The sequence below is a fragment of the Pontibacter lucknowensis genome (genome assembly GCF_900156415.1).
Taxonomy (GTDB): domain Bacteria; phylum Bacteroidota; class Bacteroidia; order Cytophagales; family Hymenobacteraceae; genus Pontibacter; species Pontibacter lucknowensis.
The window spans coordinates 160,970-176,939 of record NZ_FTNM01000002.1; the positions used below are offsets into that span (position 1 = coordinate 160,970).

General features: G+C 53.0%; 22 protein-coding genes. 14 read left to right on the forward strand and 8 right to left on the reverse strand.

Annotated features, from left to right (window positions below; genetic code table 11):
• Positions 1 to 3: 3 nt before the first annotated feature.
• The 8 genes from BW972_RS06825 to BW972_RS19715 all read right to left on the reverse strand — a co-directional run bounded on the left by BW972_RS06825 (position 4) and on the right by BW972_RS19715 (position 4,470).
• Positions 4 to 375, reverse strand: a complete 372-nt coding sequence (locus BW972_RS06825) for a hypothetical protein (RefSeq protein WP_007657725.1) — start codon at positions 373 to 375, stop codon at positions 4 to 6.
• The gene (locus tag BW972_RS06830; RefSeq protein ID WP_076421600.1) at positions 348 to 644 is read right to left on the reverse strand and encodes a hypothetical protein; all 297 of its coding nucleotides are present in this window, start codon (positions 642 to 644) and stop codon (positions 348 to 350) included. The genes BW972_RS06825 and BW972_RS06830 overlap by 28 nt, the downstream gene beginning before the upstream one ends.
• A 284-nt stretch (positions 645 to 928) precedes the next feature.
• The gene (locus tag BW972_RS06840; protein WP_076421601.1) at positions 929 to 1,381 is read right to left on the reverse strand and encodes a DoxX family protein; all 453 of its coding nucleotides are present in this window, start codon (positions 1,379 to 1,381) and stop codon (positions 929 to 931) included.
• 20 nt (positions 1,382 to 1,401) lie between these two features.
• Positions 1,402 to 1,974, reverse strand: a complete 573-nt coding sequence (locus tag BW972_RS06845) for a YceI family protein (protein WP_076421602.1) — start codon at positions 1,972 to 1,974, stop codon at positions 1,402 to 1,404.
• Positions 1,975 to 2,022: 48 nt separating this feature from the next.
• Entirely contained in the window at positions 2,023 to 2,685 is a 663-nt protein-coding gene (locus tag BW972_RS06850; RefSeq protein ID WP_076422098.1) for an NADPH-dependent F420 reductase, read from the reverse strand.
• Positions 2,686 to 2,798: 113 nt separating this feature from the next.
• Positions 2,799 to 3,377, reverse strand: coding sequence for a Crp/Fnr family transcriptional regulator (locus BW972_RS06855; protein WP_076421603.1), 579 nt, complete (start codon positions 3,375 to 3,377; stop codon positions 2,799 to 2,801).
• Between the two features lie 94 nt (positions 3,378 to 3,471).
• Positions 3,472 to 4,131, reverse strand: coding sequence for an NADPH-dependent FMN reductase (locus BW972_RS06860; RefSeq protein WP_076421604.1), 660 nt, complete (start codon positions 4,129 to 4,131; stop codon positions 3,472 to 3,474).
• A 138-nt stretch (positions 4,132 to 4,269) separates the two neighbouring features.
• Positions 4,270 to 4,470, reverse strand: coding sequence for a hypothetical protein (locus BW972_RS19715; RefSeq protein ID WP_143731949.1), 201 nt, complete (start codon positions 4,468 to 4,470; stop codon positions 4,270 to 4,272).
• An 80-nt stretch (positions 4,471 to 4,550) separates the two neighbouring features.
• On the opposite strand from BW972_RS19715, the gene BW972_RS06865 reads away from it, so the two are divergent.
• The 14 genes from BW972_RS06865 (at position 4,551) to BW972_RS06930 (ending at position 15,954) form a co-directional block, all read left to right on the forward strand.
• On the forward strand, positions 4,551 to 4,931 hold the full coding sequence (locus tag BW972_RS06865; protein WP_007661304.1) for a cupin domain-containing protein: 381 nt from the start codon (positions 4,551 to 4,553) through the stop codon (positions 4,929 to 4,931).
• Between the two features lie 35 nt (positions 4,932 to 4,966).
• Positions 4,967 to 5,275 carry a GNAT family N-acetyltransferase gene (locus tag BW972_RS06870; RefSeq protein WP_007661303.1) on the forward strand — a complete coding sequence of 103 codons (309 nt, stop codon included), beginning with the start codon at positions 4,967 to 4,969 and terminating at the stop codon, positions 5,273 to 5,275.
• A gap of 8 nt (positions 5,276 to 5,283) precedes the next feature.
• Positions 5,284 to 5,490: a 2Fe-2S iron-sulfur cluster-binding protein gene (locus BW972_RS06875; RefSeq protein ID WP_076421605.1), complete on the forward strand. Its 207-nt coding sequence runs from the start codon at positions 5,284 to 5,286 to the stop codon at positions 5,488 to 5,490.
• Positions 5,491 to 5,721: 231 nt separating this feature from the next.
• Positions 5,722 to 5,931 carry a hypothetical protein gene (locus BW972_RS06880; protein WP_076421606.1) on the forward strand — a complete coding sequence of 70 codons (210 nt, stop codon included), beginning with the start codon at positions 5,722 to 5,724 and terminating at the stop codon, positions 5,929 to 5,931.
• Position 5,932: 1 nt separating this feature from the next.
• Positions 5,933 to 6,820 (forward strand): helix-turn-helix domain-containing protein, encoded by an 888-nt coding sequence (locus BW972_RS06885; protein WP_076421607.1) that lies wholly within the window; start codon positions 5,933 to 5,935, stop codon positions 6,818 to 6,820.
• Positions 6,821 to 6,967: 147 nt separating this feature from the next.
• Positions 6,968 to 8,089: a muconate/chloromuconate family cycloisomerase gene (locus tag BW972_RS06890; RefSeq protein WP_076421608.1), complete on the forward strand. Its 1,122-nt coding sequence runs from the start codon at positions 6,968 to 6,970 to the stop codon at positions 8,087 to 8,089.
• Between the two features lie 3 nt (positions 8,090 to 8,092).
• Entirely contained in the window at positions 8,093 to 8,389 is a 297-nt protein-coding gene (catC, locus tag BW972_RS06895; protein ID WP_007660770.1) for a muconolactone Delta-isomerase, read from the forward strand.
• 47 nt (positions 8,390 to 8,436) lie between these two features.
• Positions 8,437 to 9,354, forward strand: a complete 918-nt coding sequence (gene catA, locus BW972_RS06900) for a catechol 1,2-dioxygenase (RefSeq protein ID WP_007660771.1) — start codon at positions 8,437 to 8,439, stop codon at positions 9,352 to 9,354.
• Positions 9,355 to 9,373: 19 nt separating this feature from the next.
• Positions 9,374 to 10,183, forward strand: a complete 810-nt coding sequence (gene pcaD / locus BW972_RS06905) for a 3-oxoadipate enol-lactonase (RefSeq protein WP_076421609.1) — start codon at positions 9,374 to 9,376, stop codon at positions 10,181 to 10,183.
• A 6-nt stretch (positions 10,184 to 10,189) separates the two neighbouring features.
• On the forward strand, positions 10,190 to 11,536 hold the full coding sequence (locus BW972_RS06910) for a 3-oxoacid CoA-transferase (protein WP_076421610.1): 1,347 nt from the start codon (positions 10,190 to 10,192) through the stop codon (positions 11,534 to 11,536).
• A gap of 92 nt (positions 11,537 to 11,628) precedes the next feature.
• Positions 11,629 to 12,837 (forward strand): 3-oxoadipyl-CoA thiolase, encoded by a 1,209-nt coding sequence (pcaF, locus tag BW972_RS06915; protein WP_076421611.1) that lies wholly within the window; start codon positions 11,629 to 11,631, stop codon positions 12,835 to 12,837.
• Positions 12,838 to 12,865: 28 nt separating this feature from the next.
• Positions 12,866 to 13,399 (forward strand): TetR/AcrR family transcriptional regulator, encoded by a 534-nt coding sequence (locus tag BW972_RS06920; protein ID WP_040574966.1) that lies wholly within the window; start codon positions 12,866 to 12,868, stop codon positions 13,397 to 13,399.
• 285 nt (positions 13,400 to 13,684) lie between these two features.
• Entirely contained in the window at positions 13,685 to 14,935 is a 1,251-nt protein-coding gene (locus BW972_RS06925) for a M20 metallopeptidase family protein (RefSeq protein ID WP_234986317.1), read from the forward strand.
• A gap of 227 nt (positions 14,936 to 15,162) precedes the next feature.
• A complete protein-coding gene (locus BW972_RS06930; protein WP_076422100.1) occupies positions 15,163 to 15,954 on the forward strand; it encodes a glucose 1-dehydrogenase in 792 nt (263 codons plus the stop codon).
• Positions 15,955 to 15,970: the final 16 nt, after the last annotated feature.

Genomic DNA, 15,970 nt, shown 5'->3' on the forward strand with positions numbered 1-15,970 from the left:
CTGTTACTTGTTCAAAAACCGGTAGAAGATCACACCACCTACCGCGTAAAGTGCCGCGTCCACCCAATCGGAGGTATAGCGGGGCATAAACTTCGGGAAGAACACCTCAAAGGCCAGTGAAAAGTAAACTACTGTAAAAGCTACCTGGTACCAGGAGAGGCGCAACCAAGGGCCATAAAAGAAGCGCAGTATAAACAGCGTGACGGTGAGCACCAGCGGCAGGCAAAGCAGATCGTCCAGGTAGTGCTGCACCCACCAGGTTCTCGGCAGTTGCAGCCAGCGCCATACCACATGTACCAGGTATACGGCTGCCAATAGCCAGAACAGCGGGCTGAGGGTGCTCCAGTTTATCCGGCCAGCAATGCGATCAGCCATAGGATAAAGGAGATAATGGAGACGAAGGCGATTTGCAGGCCTAGCCCGATTCTCTTGAAAAACCGCATATACCAGGGGTCATTAGGGTCTATCTCGATCATTTTTATAGAAAAACGCTCATCTTCCTCCTGCCGGCGTTGCTCGCGTGCTTCCTGACGGGCAACGGCAACCGGGTCAAGCACACTGTGACAGTGCTCGCATCGGTCAGTGGGGTTTTGGTTCCAGCGGGACCATTTACCGCAGTTAGGACATTTCTTGCTAGCGCTCATAGATATTCAGGTATGTGGCATGCCACATCGGTCAAAATGGGCAACCGTACTTTAGGTTCCGACCCGCTCAACCGGGCCCCTACAAAGGTAAGGCTTTTCACTGGCTTCAATTGCTCCTGCTTGCTGAGGTTATCAGTAAATCGATTGAAAGCGGATAGGGTGGTCATGCCTGCTACTCCTGTTAAGAGGGCTTTAATAAACTGTTTTCGTTTCATAACAGCTTATATTAGTAAAGGTGCTTCCAGGAAGGGGGTATCCCGGAAGCACCTATTAAAAGCTCATTTTTACTGGATAGAAAGTGGCCTTACATAAGCCGGGCGAAGCACCTTTTGCATCAGCAGATGATCCAGGGAGTACCTGCCGCTACCCGCTAAAAGCAGCGCAATATAGGGCATCAGGTATAGTAGTCCCAGTTCCTGCTTCGCGAACGGATCCGCCCCATGTACCAGTAACACAGCCACCAGCATGGTGATGATCAAGGGGATGGTAGCGAGCCTCGTGCCCAAACCAACCAGGATCAGCAGCGAGCAAAGCACCTCTGCAAAAACGGCCAGGGCCAGTGAAGCTGTTGCACTCAGGCCGAAGAGGGCCGGGAACTGAACCGGATCAGCTGAGAAGAGCATCCCCAGTTTGGGCCACCCGTGCGTGAGCATGAGAGCGGACACGCCTACCCGAGTGATCAGCAGCGCCACATCGATGCTGTTGGCGCTCTGGTGTATGTTAAATAGCTTTTTCATGGCTGATTCCTGTTTAAAACTTACTGGATAAACTCACCGTCCGCTTTGATGCGCACTTCGTCGCTGATCATTGGGGCCGGGAAACCGCTGCCCAGATTAAAGTCAGAGCGCTTGATCGTGCCAGTTACCTGGAAACCAGCCGTCTGCTTTTTGTTCATGGCGTTCTCTACTGTGCCGTTGTACTTCATGTCCATGGTCACAGGTTTGGTTACACCGTTCAGAGTCAGGTTACCAGTCAGCTTGTAGCTGTCTTTGCCGGCTTTCTTAATGGAGGTGCTCTTAAAATCCATCGTCGGGTATTTCTCTACATTAAAGAAATCCGGGCTCTTCAGGTGGTTGTCTCTGTCATCAACACGGGTGTCGATTGAGGCAGTTTTGGCGGTCAATTCTACCACGGCGTCACTGAAATCTGGTTTGGTGGAAGTGATCTTCACATCGAAGTCATTGAAAGTACCCGATACATCGGCAATGCCCAGGTGTTTCACTGTAAAACCGAGCTGTGAGTGGGCGTCATCGTTTGTCCAAACGGAGCTCAGGGTTGTAAATGCCGTCAGGGATACAAAAGCTAACAGGATTAAGAATACTCTTTTCATAAAATGTATGATTTAAATAGTGTTTGAATATAATTGTTAGTGATTTAATTAGTGATGCAGGATCTTCCAGTCTGCCAGCCAGTTATAGCCATTCTTCATGTTGAGCTGGATCAGCAGCAACTGCATACGCTCCAGCGTGCCGCTCACGGCCAGGCTACCTGCTACAATCGGGTTGAAACCAACTGTTTCTACCAGTTCAACCACGGTCTGCAGGGCCTCCTGGTCATCTCCGGCAACGAAGGCGTCGGCCTGTTTCCCGTCAATGACAGGGGTGGCGAAGTCTGCGGCGAAGGTTGTGTTAAAAGCCTTGACCACTTTGGCGTTCGGCAGCAGCTTTTGCAGTTCCTCCGCAGCACTGGTATCCGGGGCGGTCACGAGCCCGTCGTATGTGTCGTTCAGCGGATTGGCGATGCTGATCACGATCTTCTGATTGGCTACGGCTTTTATCTTTTCGGCCACTTCTCGCTCAGCAGAGTAAGGTACCGCCGCGATGATGATGTCCGCCTCCCAGGAGGCATCCCGGGAGCAGTCCGACACCGCTACTTCGGCGCCTGGGTGGCTGCTCTTGATCTCCTCGGCTACGGTCTGTACTTTGTCCAGGTCGTTGGCACAAAGCAGCAGCCGGTAGTTGCCTTTGGCCAGGCCTCTGGGAATGGCTGATCCCATGTTTCCGGAAGCTCCTATAATGGCGATGGTTTGCATTGTCTTCATACCTTTCATTATTAACAATACAAAGGTACGACCATGCCAGGCCTCGTCGCATTGAGCCCAGTCAAGAAAGCACATTGATTCAAATCAATGCTTTTGTAAAAGCAGCTATAGGCTTATTTAGAGGAGATGCGCTTTCTGATGCGGCTCAGGGTCTCGGGGGTGAGGCCCATGTATGAGGCGATCATGTGCTGGGGAACCCGCTGCACAATATGCGGGTAGAGGTTGATGAAATCCTGGTAGCGCTCCTCCACAGAGGCACTGATAATGGAGGTGAGCCGGCGTTGCATGGCCAGGTAGGCTCCCGTGATGTTGAGCCGGGTAAAAGTTTCGTACTTGGGCATGGTTTGCAGCAGCTCCTCGTGTGCCGATTTGCTGATGAGCACTAGTTCCGAGTCTTCCAGGGCGTCGATGTTGTAGGTGGCCGGTTCGCCTGTCAGGAAGCTGTACAGGTCCGAGATCGTCCAGCCCTCCAGACCAAACTGGATGATGTGCTCGTTGCTGTTCTCGTCCACGGAATAAGCACGCAAGGCACCCTTTTCCACAAAAGCGATCACTTTGCATACATCGCCTTCCTGCAACAGGTATTGCTTTTTGCGGAGCTTCTTCAGAGTCAGGTAACTTTTGATGAGCTCTTGTTCCTCCTCTGTAAGCCGGACTTTGCTGTTAAAGTGCTGAAAGTATAACGTGTACATCACCTAGGCGTTATGGAGTGCGTTCGATCAGTGAAAAAGCGGTCCAGCTATCACTGCTGAGCCGGATCTGAAACATGTACCCAATTTAGCTTTTTTATTCCACCCGCTCTGTTTCTTTTGTTGGTTTCTCGCCCAGGAACTCCACCCAGGCCTTTTTGATGCAAGGATAGTGCTTGGAGGCTTCCACCAGGTTCATGAACGACACCAGGTTGTCCTCAAACCGTTTGGCCAGCGTTTTGTCTTTCAGGCCTCCGTTCTCGTCAAAGGCCTCGTGTGCGGTGGCGAGCGAGAACATGTCGGGGTACACACGGGTGCCGAGGTGCTCCAGCGGTACACGCAGCGCCCAAAGCCCCCGGTTGCCGCCCGCCATGGAAGGGGAGGCAGACAGCAGCAGGGCGTGGTGCTGGTGAAAAGGCTGCGGTCGGAAACGCGAGGTCCAGTCGATCACATTCTTGATCACGCCCGGCATAGACCCATTGTATTCAGGGCAGGCGATGATGAAGGCATCGTTGTCCAGGATACGTTTCCTGAATTCCGCGGCCCCTTCCGGATGGTAGTTGTCCACCTCCAGGTCCTGGTTAAACGAAGGGCAGTCAAAGGCTTCCATGTCGGCAAAATCTACGGTGCCACCGTGCTGTTCGATCACCTTCGCAGCCAGCTTGGCCAGTTTGGTGTTGAGCGACCCTTTTCGGAGTGAGGCAGAGAAAACGAGGAAACGGGTATGCTCACGATGGCTGGTTTGTTGCTCTTCCATTGGTTGTCTTTGTTTAGTCTTTAAAACACTGTATACCTTATTGCTGTGCGTAAGCGAGATCGTTTAGCACATCAGTTGCTTCCGCAACCTCCATCTGTTTAACGGTAATTCAGCAAAAAGTTATTGGTGTGCTACCTGCTACACCTGGGCTTCTCGTGCATTTTCCAATGCAGCAGTAGCACCAGCTATACCTGAGCCATGAATGTACATTGCTATCTGCAGATATAACGTCTGATGATCCGGATGCTGGCCAGTTGTAAAGGAGTTTTCTTTCAGATGTTTCCTGATTGTGCAGGGCAGGTATAGCAAATAAACTGATTCAAGGTTGGTAATTATCATATTGCGGACTTTCCGTATACCTGATTACCAATAAGATGACGATTAAATCAAGCATATTTAACTGCATAATCTTAAATAGAATGAAAACAGATATGGAGGCTTTTGCAATTACCCGGGTGTATTCCGACGAAAACGGAGACAGTCGGTTTGAAGATATTACCAGGCCGCTTTTTCCGGAGGGGGAGATCGGCTTTCTGTCGGAGTCAGAAGTGGCGGAGCGCGTCATTTTCAGAAAAGTGGTGCCCACCTATGATTATGACTTCCACAATGCGCCCGACCGGCAGTACATCGTCCTGCTCGACGGCGGCATTGAGATTGAGACCTCTCTCGGGGAAAAACGTACCTTCCGGGAGGGGCAGGTGCTCTTGCTGGAAGACACCACCGGAAAAGGCCACAAGACCCGCAACCTGAAACCTGTCGTACGCAGTTCGCTTTTTATTACCCTTTCCCAGAAGGTATAGCCGTCCTTTTTGAAACCACACAACGCACTCATTTTATGGAAATAGAAGTGAAAGACAATCCTGCCAAGAACCAGTTTGAGGCGACAATAGACGGCCACACCGCTGTGATAGAATACAAACTGCGCCCTGGCGTAATGACTGTGCTGCATACCGATGTACCGGAAGAGATAGGGGGCAGAGGGATAGCGGCCAAAATGACCAGGCATGTGCTGGAGCACATTGAAGCCAACCAATTGCAGGTGATCCCGCTTTGCCCTTACATGCGCTCTTACCTCAAAAAACACCCCCAGTACCAGCACCTGGTGCGTGGCAAGGAGGATAAAAGCGAAGGTATAAACCAATAAGAACTCTTATGTCCCATCAGGTAAATTTCAAGGATGATAAAGTCGTGCAGGTAGAGGAGAGGCAGACCATGTTGCAGGCTTCTCTGGTGGCCGGCATTCCGCATTACCACGCCTGCGGCGGCAAAGGGCAGTGCATCACCTGCCGGGTACTGAAGCTGGAGGGACAGGACAAACTCACGCCCCCACCAGTTATGAGCGCACTAAAAAGAAAGTAAAAAAGTTTCCGGATAACGTGAGGCTGGCCTGCCAGTCGCAGGTGACGGGGGAGGGAGTGACCGTGCAGCGCCTGATACGCGACGACACATACCGGCATATGTTTATTGACGGAAAGGAGGAGAATACCATAGGGGAGATCGGGGAACACCGCAAACTGGCTCTTTTTTTATCGACATCCGCAATTTCACGCCCTTTATCGAGTCCAGTGTTCCTTCGACGTCATCCACATCATGCGAAGGATCATTGCGCTTTTCAATAATGCTATCACCTTGTATGATGGTGAGATCATCGACATGGCCCGCGACGGGCTTTACGCCGTGTTCGGGCTGAACACAAGAATCAGGCTAGCCGAACCCGAAATTTCGTATGTGGCAGAGGTGTCGCCTACCAACAGGATAGCAGGTTGTTTGGAAATATCCTCCTTAATCGGCATCTTATAGCATGCACGGAAAAAGGTTTTACAAAGGGCTTTACGGCACCAACACCATCGAATTTGCGAAAGGGCTCATTCATGTCCACCCTTTCGGGGAAATAGGCAAACGGCACCAGGGGCAGGTTAAACTGCACGCGCACAACAATTTCCTGCAGATCTTTTTAGTGCAGCATGGGCAAACCGAGTTTCACTACGCAAGCGAGAAGGTAAGGGTAAACGGCCCGGCTTTTCTGGTTGTTCCAAAAAACATCGAGCACGGCTTTCAGCATCTCACCGATGTTTCCGGCTGGATCATCAACCTGTCTGATACCGTACTGGAGCACATGCTGCAACGCGAAGCCGACGTGATCTTCGGTATGGAGGAGATTCATATCGTGTCGGTCTCGCCCGAAGAACCAGCCACCACCGAGGTGTTCGACACCATGCAGAAGTGTGTGGACGAATACAACAGCCAGTTTCCGGGTCGGCTTCTGATGCTGCAGTACCTGGTGGGGCAGATGCTGGTGCAGCTCTACCGCATTTCACTGGGCGGCAAGCAGGCATTTTTTTCCTCTTCCAATATCAGCAAGGTATACTTCCGGCGTTTTCAGCAGCTCATGCGGGCTGCCGATACTTACAAGAAAACCGTGGAAGACTATGCCCATGACCTGTTCATCTCCACCGGCCACCTCAGCCGGATCTGCCGGAGCGTTGCCGGCCAATCACCCAAGGATATCCTGATCGACTACTTTATCACGAAAGCCCAATTGGCCTTGTCTGATGTGGAAAGTAACATCGCCGATGTATCCTATACGCTGGGCTTTGACGACCCCGCCTATTTTGCCAGGCTCTTCAAGAAAAAGACCGGCCTAACCCCACTCGAATTCCGCAAAAAGATCGGCGTGACGCAGAAGTAGGCGCCTATATGTTCGATTTGTCTTGTTAAAAGTGCATTTGTCCTATCCGTGAGGAGGGTGAGCGAGTACATTTGTAATACTTAGTGAGTGATTACTTTCCAGGGTAAGTATGCACTCATTTAAAATAGTATTCGTTCACTTAACTATATGAAAGACATGCAGATAGATCGGATTGAGTCTCTCATTGTGGATCTGCCCACCATACGTCCGCACCATCTGTCCATGGCTGTGATGCGCAACCAGGCCATGGTGATCGTGCGCCTGTTCTGCAGCGATGGCATAGAAGGTATAGGAGAGGCGACCACCATTGGAGGCCTGAGCTATGGGGATGAATCGCCGGAAGGGATGAAGCTGACACTGGACACCTACATCGCCCCTTTGCTGCAAGGGAAACCGGCCGGGAGCATCAATGCCATCATGGCTTTGCTGGACGCCCACATCAAAGGAAACAACTTTGTGAAATCGGCTATTGAGACCGCGCTACTGGATGCCCAGGGTAAGCGGTTGGGCGTTTCGGTGGCCACCCTGCTGGGCGGTGCCATAACGGAAACCCTGCCCGTGCTCTGGACCCTGGCCAGCGGCGACACCGATAAAGATATAGAGGAAGCAATGGCGCTTCTGAAAAGCAAACGGCACAACACCTTTAAGCTGAAGATCGGCCGCAACGACTGGAGAACCGACGTGCGGCACGTAACCGCCATAAAAGAAGCCGTGGGACCAGACGTGAAAGTGACCGTTGACGTGAACCAGGCCTGGTCCGAAAGCACCGCCAAACAAGGTATAGCCCTGCTGCAGGAAGCAGGCATCGACCTGATCGAACAGCCCATCATCAAATCCAACTTCGACGGACTCGCCCGACTGACGCAGTACTTTCGGGTACCGATCATGGCAGACGAAGCGGCAGGCACGGTTGCAGATGCGTTTAAGCTCGCCAAAATAGGAGGCGGCAGCGTGTTTGCCCTGAAAATAGCCAAAGCCGGTGGCCTGACCAATATCCAGAAACAGGCTGCCATTGCCCAGGCCGCAGGTATCAGCCTGTACGGAGGCACCATGCTGGAAGGCACCGTGGGTACGGTGGCCTCGGCGCATGTTTTCAGCACACTCCCGCACCTCGACTGGGGCACCGAGCTTTTCGGGCCGCTTCTGCTGACTGAGGACATCGTCAAGACCAGGCTGACCTACGAGAATGGTGTGATGGAAATTCCGCAGGGCCCTGGCCTGGGTATAGAACTGGACATGCAACAAGTCGAAAAATTCAAAAGAAGATAAGCTATGCTATTTCACGTGCACATGACAGTAAACATCCCCCTCGATCTGGACAAAGACTATGTGGAGGGGCTGAAAACAAAAGAAAAAGCGCTTTCGCAGGAGCTGCAGCGGCAGGGTAAATGGACGCACATCTGGCGCATCGCCGGCCAATACGCTAACATCAGCATTTTCAACGTGGCCAGCGCCGGCGAACTGCACGACATCCTGATGTCGCTCCCGCTATACCCTTTTATGGACGTGGAAGTGACCGCACTCTGCCAGCATTACTCCTCAATCAAAAACGAGGAGGAAGCCCACTAAAAACCGCCTTAAAACAGATTAACCTTAAACCTTAGCATAAACTAACCATGGAAAGACATCAGATAGACGCCGTTGTTGAAAAAATCAAATCAACAGAAGTTCCCGGTCAGGGCTCGGAGCGCATCAAAGAGATTGTGAACCGCCTCACCACCGACCTTTTTTATGCCATCGAAGACCTGGACATTCAACCGGAGGAGATCTGGAAGGCAGTGGACTGGCTCACGACCACCGGGCGGAACAATGAATGGGGCTTGGTAGTGGCAGGTATAGGGCTGGAGCATTTCCTGGATTTGCGCATGGATGAGGCCGAGGCGAAGGCAGGTATAACAGGTGGTACACCCAGAACGATCGAAGGGCCGCTGTATGTGCCAGGCTCACCCGAGTCGGTAGGCTATGCCGAGCTGGAAACAGAACCTGAAGTGGGAGGCGAGCGCCTGTACATGCAGGGCCAGGTACGCGACGAAGACGGCCGGCCGGTGCCCAACGCCAAAGTAGAGGTATGGCATTGCAACCTGAAAGGTATGTACTCGGTATTCGATTCTTCGCAGCCGCCGTTCAATTTGCGCCGTGCCATCATCACCGACGCAGACGGCAGGTATAAGTTCAAGAGCATTTTGCCGGTCGGCTACAGCTGTCCTCCGGGCGGCGCGACCGACCAACTGCTCAATGCCATCGGGCGCCACGGCAGCCGGCCGGCCCACATCCACTTCTTTGTAACGGCACCCGGCTACCGCAAGCTCACCACCCAGATCAACATTGAGGGCGACCCGCTCATCTGGGACGATTTTGCTTTTGCCTCCCGCGAGGAACTTGTGCCGCACATTACCCGCTATACCGCCGCAGAGGCCAAAGAGCAGTTTAACATCGACGAGCCTTTTGCTTCCATAGATTTCGATTTTGAGATACACAAAGAGCGGGAAGGCGTGTTTGCAGCCGAGATTGAACGTACCCACGGACCTCGCTAATAGCTAAACCAAGCACCAGATGCCAACAACAAAAATTGCCGGTAACGACTGTTTCTATACCTATGAAGACCTGGGGCACGACGATACCATCGTGTTCTCCAACTCGCTGGGTACAGATCTGAGCATGTGGGACCCTGTGGTGCAACTGCTCAGGCAGCATCTCAACATCCTGCGCTACGACACCCGCGGCCATGGCCAAAGCACCATCAGTTCCGATACGGTTACCATCGCCGAATTGGGGCAGGATGTCATTGCCTTGCTCGACTTGTTAGGTATAGGCAAGGTATACTTCTGCGGATTATCCATGGGAGGGCTGATCGGGCAGTGGCTGGGCATTCACCATCCGGAGCGATTCAAGAAAATGATCGTGGCCAATACCGCCGCAAAGATCGGGACAGCCGAGGGCTGGAACGCACGCATTGCGCAGGTCAGGGAACATGGGTTGGAAAGTATACTGCAGGGGACGGCGCAGCGCTGGTTTACGCCGGCTTTCAGGGAGGCGCACCCCGAGGTGGTCGAGGCCGTGCTGGAGAAGTTTTGCCATACCTCGTTGCAGGGATACATCGCCAACTGCGCTGCCGTACGCGATGCCGATTTCCGGAAAGAACTGCCGAAGCTGAAAGTGCCGACACTGGTGATCAGTGGCACAGCAGACGAAGTGACCACACCCTTAGATGGCGAATTTCTGGCGGGCGGCATCCCGCGCTCCCGGCATGTGCAACTAGAGGCCAACCACCTCTCCAGCATGGAACTGCCTGCTGAGTTTGCCAAAAATGTACTGTACGCCGCCAAAAATGAGGGCGACTTTTATCTACAAATTTACAATTAATAGCATATGAAATCGGTACCACAGATAAGCCTGGAAGAAGCGGTTGCTTTGGTAAAGGATGGTGATATACTGTTGCAGGGTGGCTTCGGGATGACGGGCAACCCGGTGCACCTGATGCACGCGCTGGCTGAAACCGGAACGAAGAACCTAACCTTTATTGGCAACAACGTAGGGGAGGCAGGTATAGGCGGCGGCAAACTGCTGCGCAACGGGCAGATCAGGAAAATGATCGGCTCGTTTTTTACCAGCAACCCGGAGGCTGTGAAAGCTGCGCAGGAGGGCAAAGTGGAGTATGAACTACTGCCGCAGGGCACACTGGCCGAAGCCATACGAGCGGGCGGCGCAGGTATAGGTGGTTTCTTCACGCCAACGTCAGCGGGCACCGAACTGGCCAGGGGGCGCGAAACAAAAATGATCCAGGGCAAGGAGCAGGTCTTTATAGAGGGCATACGGGGCAATGTGGCCTTCGTGCGCGCCTGGAAGGCCGACACCGCCGGCAACCTGACCTACCGCATGACCGAGCAGAACTTTAACCGTGCCATGGCCACTGCCGCTGACCTGGTGATAGCCGAAGTGGAAGAGATTGTGCCTGTGGGCGAGATCGCCCCGGAGCACGTGCACACGCCGGGCTCTTACGTGGACTACCTGGTAGAGGCGAAACTGACGCTGGAAGACCTTGGCTCCTCTGCCTCCGTGGCCTCGTCCAGAAAAGCAGACGAAACCCGCATGAACATGGCCAGGCGTGCACTAAAGGAACTCAAAAAAGGAGATGTGGTAAACCTGGGCATTGGTATACCGACGCTGGTAGCTGACCTGATCACTCCGGAGGACGGCATTGTGATGCACACCGAGAACGGGATGCTGGGTGTGGGCCCGTCGCCAAAAGATGGCGGCGGCGCAATGGATTACCCTGTCAACGCCGGCAAAATTCCGGTAACGGCCCTTCCGGGCTCCAGCTACTTCGACAGTGCCGATTCCTTTGCCATGATCCGCGGGCGCCATGTGGACATTGCCGTGATGGGCGGTCTGGAAGTGGATGAGCAGGCTAACCTGGCCAACTGGGCCGTGCCGGGGCAGCCACTACTCGGTGTGGGTGGCGCCATGGACCTGGCCTCGGGTGCCAAAACGCTCATCATCACCATGACCCACACGAACAAAGACGGTTCTTCGAAAGTAGTGCCGACCTGCAGCCTGCCTCTCACCGCCCTCAAAGCCGTGGACATGATCATCACCGACCTGGCCGTTTTCCGCTTCATCGACGGGCAGCTGACCCTCATCGAACTGATGCCGGGTGCTACCCTGGAAGAGGTGCGGGCTAAAACAACGGCCAAATTTATAGAGAAGCTGCAGTAGTCGTCCTGTTCAGAGTTTTTTACATTGATACAAATAACAACCTGAACGGCACGGCTTAACAATTGAAATCTATACCTAAAATTACCTTACTGATGAGCAAAGAAGCCTTTATCATAGATGGAATCAGAACACCGATCGGTAACCTGGGTGGGGCCTTGTCGCCTGTCAGAACCGACGACCTGGCAGCCATGGTCATACAAGAGCTGATCATACGGAATCCGGGAATACCAAAAGAGGCCGTTGATGACGTCATATTGGGTTGCCATAACCAGGCCGGTGAAGACAACCGCAACGTAGCCCGCATGGCGGCGCTGCTGGCCGGGTTGCCGGTAACCGTGCCAGGTGAGACCGTAAACCGGTTGTGCTCCTCGGGTATGTCAGCGATCATGCATGCGGCGCGGGCTATTAAGGCTGGAGACGGCGATGTGTTCATTGCCGGTGGCGTAGAGCACATGACGCGGGGGCCGCTGGTCATTTCCAAGCCCAGCAAAGCCTTTGGCACCGATTCGCAGATGTATGACTCGAGTTTCGGCTGGCGCTTCGTGAACCCCAAGATGAAGGAAATGTACGGCGTCGATCCCATGGGCATCACGGCTGAGAACCTGGCGGAGATGTACCAGATCTCCCGTGAAGATCAGGATAAATTCTCGTACCATTCGCAAATGAAAGCCACCAAAGCACAGCAGAACGGCCAGTTGGCCGAAGAGATCATGCCGGTTAGCATTCCGCAGCGGAAGGGGGAACCTACTGTGGTGTCGAAAGACGAATTTGTGCGACCCAATACCACCCTGGAAACTTTGGCCAAACTGAAGCCGGCTTTCAAGGCCGGTGGTACAGTGACGGCTGGGAACGCCTCTGGCCTGAATGATGGCGCGGCGGCTACCTATGTGGTGTCAGGAGAAGCTGTGGAGAAGTATAACCTTAAGCCGCTGGCACGCATCGTGAGTTCGGCTGTGGTCGGTGTGGAGCCCCGCATCATGGGTATTGGCCCGGTGCCTGCCACACAAAAAGCCCTGCAAAAGGCGGGCCTGACCCTGGACGACATGGACGTGATCGAATTGAACGAAGCCTTTGCCGCGCAAAGCCTGGCCTGCACCCGAGCGCTTGGATTGGCCGACGACGATGCCCGCGTAAACCCGAATGGAGGAGCCATTGCCCTGGGGCACCCGCTGGGCATGTCCGGTACACGGATCGTGTACAGTGCCGCACTTTCGCTGAAAAGACAACAGAGACGCTATGCGCTGGCCACCATGTGCGTGGGCGTAGGGCAGGGCTATGCCGTAATCCTGGAAAGGGTATAAGAGCTTTTGCGTTGATTTATTAGTGAACATGAATAAGAGGGAAGCGATCCTGGACGCAGCCTTAAAGCTGTTTACGGAAAGTGGCGTCCGCGCCACTTCCACAAAATCAATCGCTACGGAGGCAAATACTTCGGAGGCGCTGATCTTCAAGCACTATGGCACAAAGGACCATCTGCTGGAAACCATCATCAAAAAAGCCTACCAGTCAGCAGCCCTTGAAACAAACCTATACCTTAAGGGGCTCTCGGCGGGCGAGTATGTCAGCAGCATGATTGAACTGCCAATCCTGCTCACAAATTCGAATCCCGACTTCTGGCGGATGCAGTACAAGATCATGGCCCTGAACCCGATCTCTTCCCGCTACCACGAAAATTTCATGCGGCCCTGCCAGTTGCGCCTGATCGAGTGTTTTAAAGATCTGGGGTATAGCGCACCTGAACTGGAAGCAGAGTTACTCTTGATTCACATCGACGGCGTCTGGAAGTACTTTGCAGCACATCAACCGGATGTTGCCAAAAGAAAGGCATTGGTTTCAGCCATGAGGCAGAAGTATAAGCTGTAGCGCACGGCCAGTGATCAGGCCTCTACAAATTGACAACGAAGCAAATCAACATAGCTATACCTGAAGTGCAGCGCCCTATACCTGTCCCTGCCTGTAAGCGAAAGGCCTGTCACCAGGCGGCAAGATAACGTATCAACCAAGCAGTCAGCAGGACGTACTATAGGTACAAGATCTTTAACTCATTTCCGTTCGCATCCTCACCCACGCGGCGGCACGCGACCCAATGCCTGATGCGCTGATTCCTGAAGGTATAAGGTTTTCTTTTTATCTAAAACGAGTATGTCTATGCAGGAAATTATATTCTTACTGATGGCATTTCTGTGTGCTGGCGTGGTGCAGGCCCAAACCAGGCAAGGCAGCAATGCACGGAAAAACCAGCCAGAGGCAGCCTGGGTAAAGCACATCCCCACAGAAGATCTGATTACATGGCGCCGCCACATTCACCAACACCCGGAGGTGTCCTTCGAGGAGGAACAAACCAGCAAATATGTGGAGGAAGTCTTGAGCAAGCTGCCTAACGTGGAGGTTATCAAGCCGGCCAAAACAAGTTTAATTGGGGTACTAAAAGGAGCCAAACCTGGCAGAACCGTCGCTTTTCGGGCAGACATGGACGCCTTACCCATTCAGGAGGAAACGGGCCTTCCGTATGCCTCGAAAGAGAAGAACGTAAGCCACGCCTGCGGGCACGATGCGCACACCGCCATGCTGCTGGCAACTGCGGCCACCTTGTCTAAAATGCAGCAGGAGCTAAAGGGAACGGTCTACTTTATCTTCCAGCACGCCGAGGAGCAGCCGCCCGGCGGGGCCATCGACATCGTGGAATCTGGTGAACTGAAGGGAGTAGAGGCCTTTTTCGGGATGCACGTTTTGCCCAACTTCCCTGCCGGCCACGTCGGTATACTGCCCGATGGCGCTGCCTCCACCGCGCAGGACATCTTTAACCTGAACATCATCGGAAAAGGATCGCATGGCTCCATGCCCCATTTAGGAATTGACCCGATTGTGGTAGGCGCGGCCATCGTCAGCGCCTTGCAAACGGTTGTGTCCCGAAACGTTGAGCCAGGGGAGATGACGGTGGTGACCATCGGCAAATTTCAGTCCGGAGATGCCTTTAATGTGATTGCAGACAGGGCCGAACTGGCTGCCAGTATCCGCACTACATCCGATAAGACCAGAAAACAGGTAGAGCAAAGGGTGAAGGAAATAATTGAAAGCATCACCAAAGCCTATGGAGCTACCTACGAGCTGGATTATATCAATACCTACCCAGCCATACAGAATGATAAAGCGCTCAACGCTCAGGTAAGGAAAAGCGCTGCTGCCATTCTGGGAAAGGAGCAGGTATTTGATGCCCCTATGATGACAGCCAGCGAGGACTTTGCCTACTACCGAAAAATTGCCCCTGTCAGCTTTATGACGCTCGGCATCGGCGACGGTCCGGCAAACCATAACCCCGGGTTCAGGGTGGATGAAAGCGCCCTGCAAAATGGGGTAAAAGCACAGGTGCAGCTCATCCTGGACTATTTAAATAAATAAGGGCTGTCTTTGGAAGGAAGTTCAGGTATAGGTCATCTTCCGGTACTGTCTTTAACGTGTGGCGACAGGGTTTAGGAGCAGTTCCGGCATGAATTGGGCAAGCCGAAAAAGTGCCAAATACTAAAGAACCAATTATTTAGGTTCCGTTTGTTTTTATGCGATAATATGGGCAGGAATGTATAGCATCGAGTCTGCCTAGAATGTGGATTGGGTTAAAAAGAATGGGTATGAAAAAACTGGAAAATAAGGTCGTCGTCATCACCGGAGCTGCTATGGGCCTGGGTCTTGCTGCGGCACATGAAGCCGCAAAACAGGGTGCACAGCTGTCGCTGGTCGATTACAATGAGAAAGCCCTGGGTGAGGCAAAGCAAGCCGTCTTGCAGGAGTACCCGGATACAAAAGTAATCACTGTGACGGCAGATGTTTCGGAAGAGGAGGAAGTGAGAAAATACGTTGATGAAACGGTGGAGGCCTTCAACCGCATCGACGGCTTTTACAACAACGCCGGCATTGAAGGGAAGCAAGCGCTGATGACGGAGTACGATGTAGCAGTATTCAGAAAAGTGATTGACATTAACCTGATGGGCGTGTTTTACGGCATGCGCTACATCATTCCCATCATGCAAAAGCAACAGTACGGTCGGATTGTAAACGTGGCATCGGTGGGCGGTATCAGGGGTGTTCTGAACCAAACCCCTTATGTGGCCAGCAAGCACGCCGTTTCAGGTATGACCAAAAATGCTGCGTTGGAATTTGGGCGCTACGGCGTCATCACCAATGCCATTGCGCCTGGCGCCATCTTAACACCCATGGTAGCCGAAGCTTTCCGGCAGGTAAACCCCGACGACCCCAAAGCCGCTGAAACCGAGTACGCAAAAGCCAATCCCACCAAACGCCTGGGACTGCCTGAGGAAGTGGCGAAAGTTGTTATTTTTCTGCTGAGCGAAGACGCGTCTTACGTAAACGGACAGACCATTGCTATTGACGGTGGCGAGTCGAATACTTACGGCTTCGTTTAACAGCCGATTTTCTAAC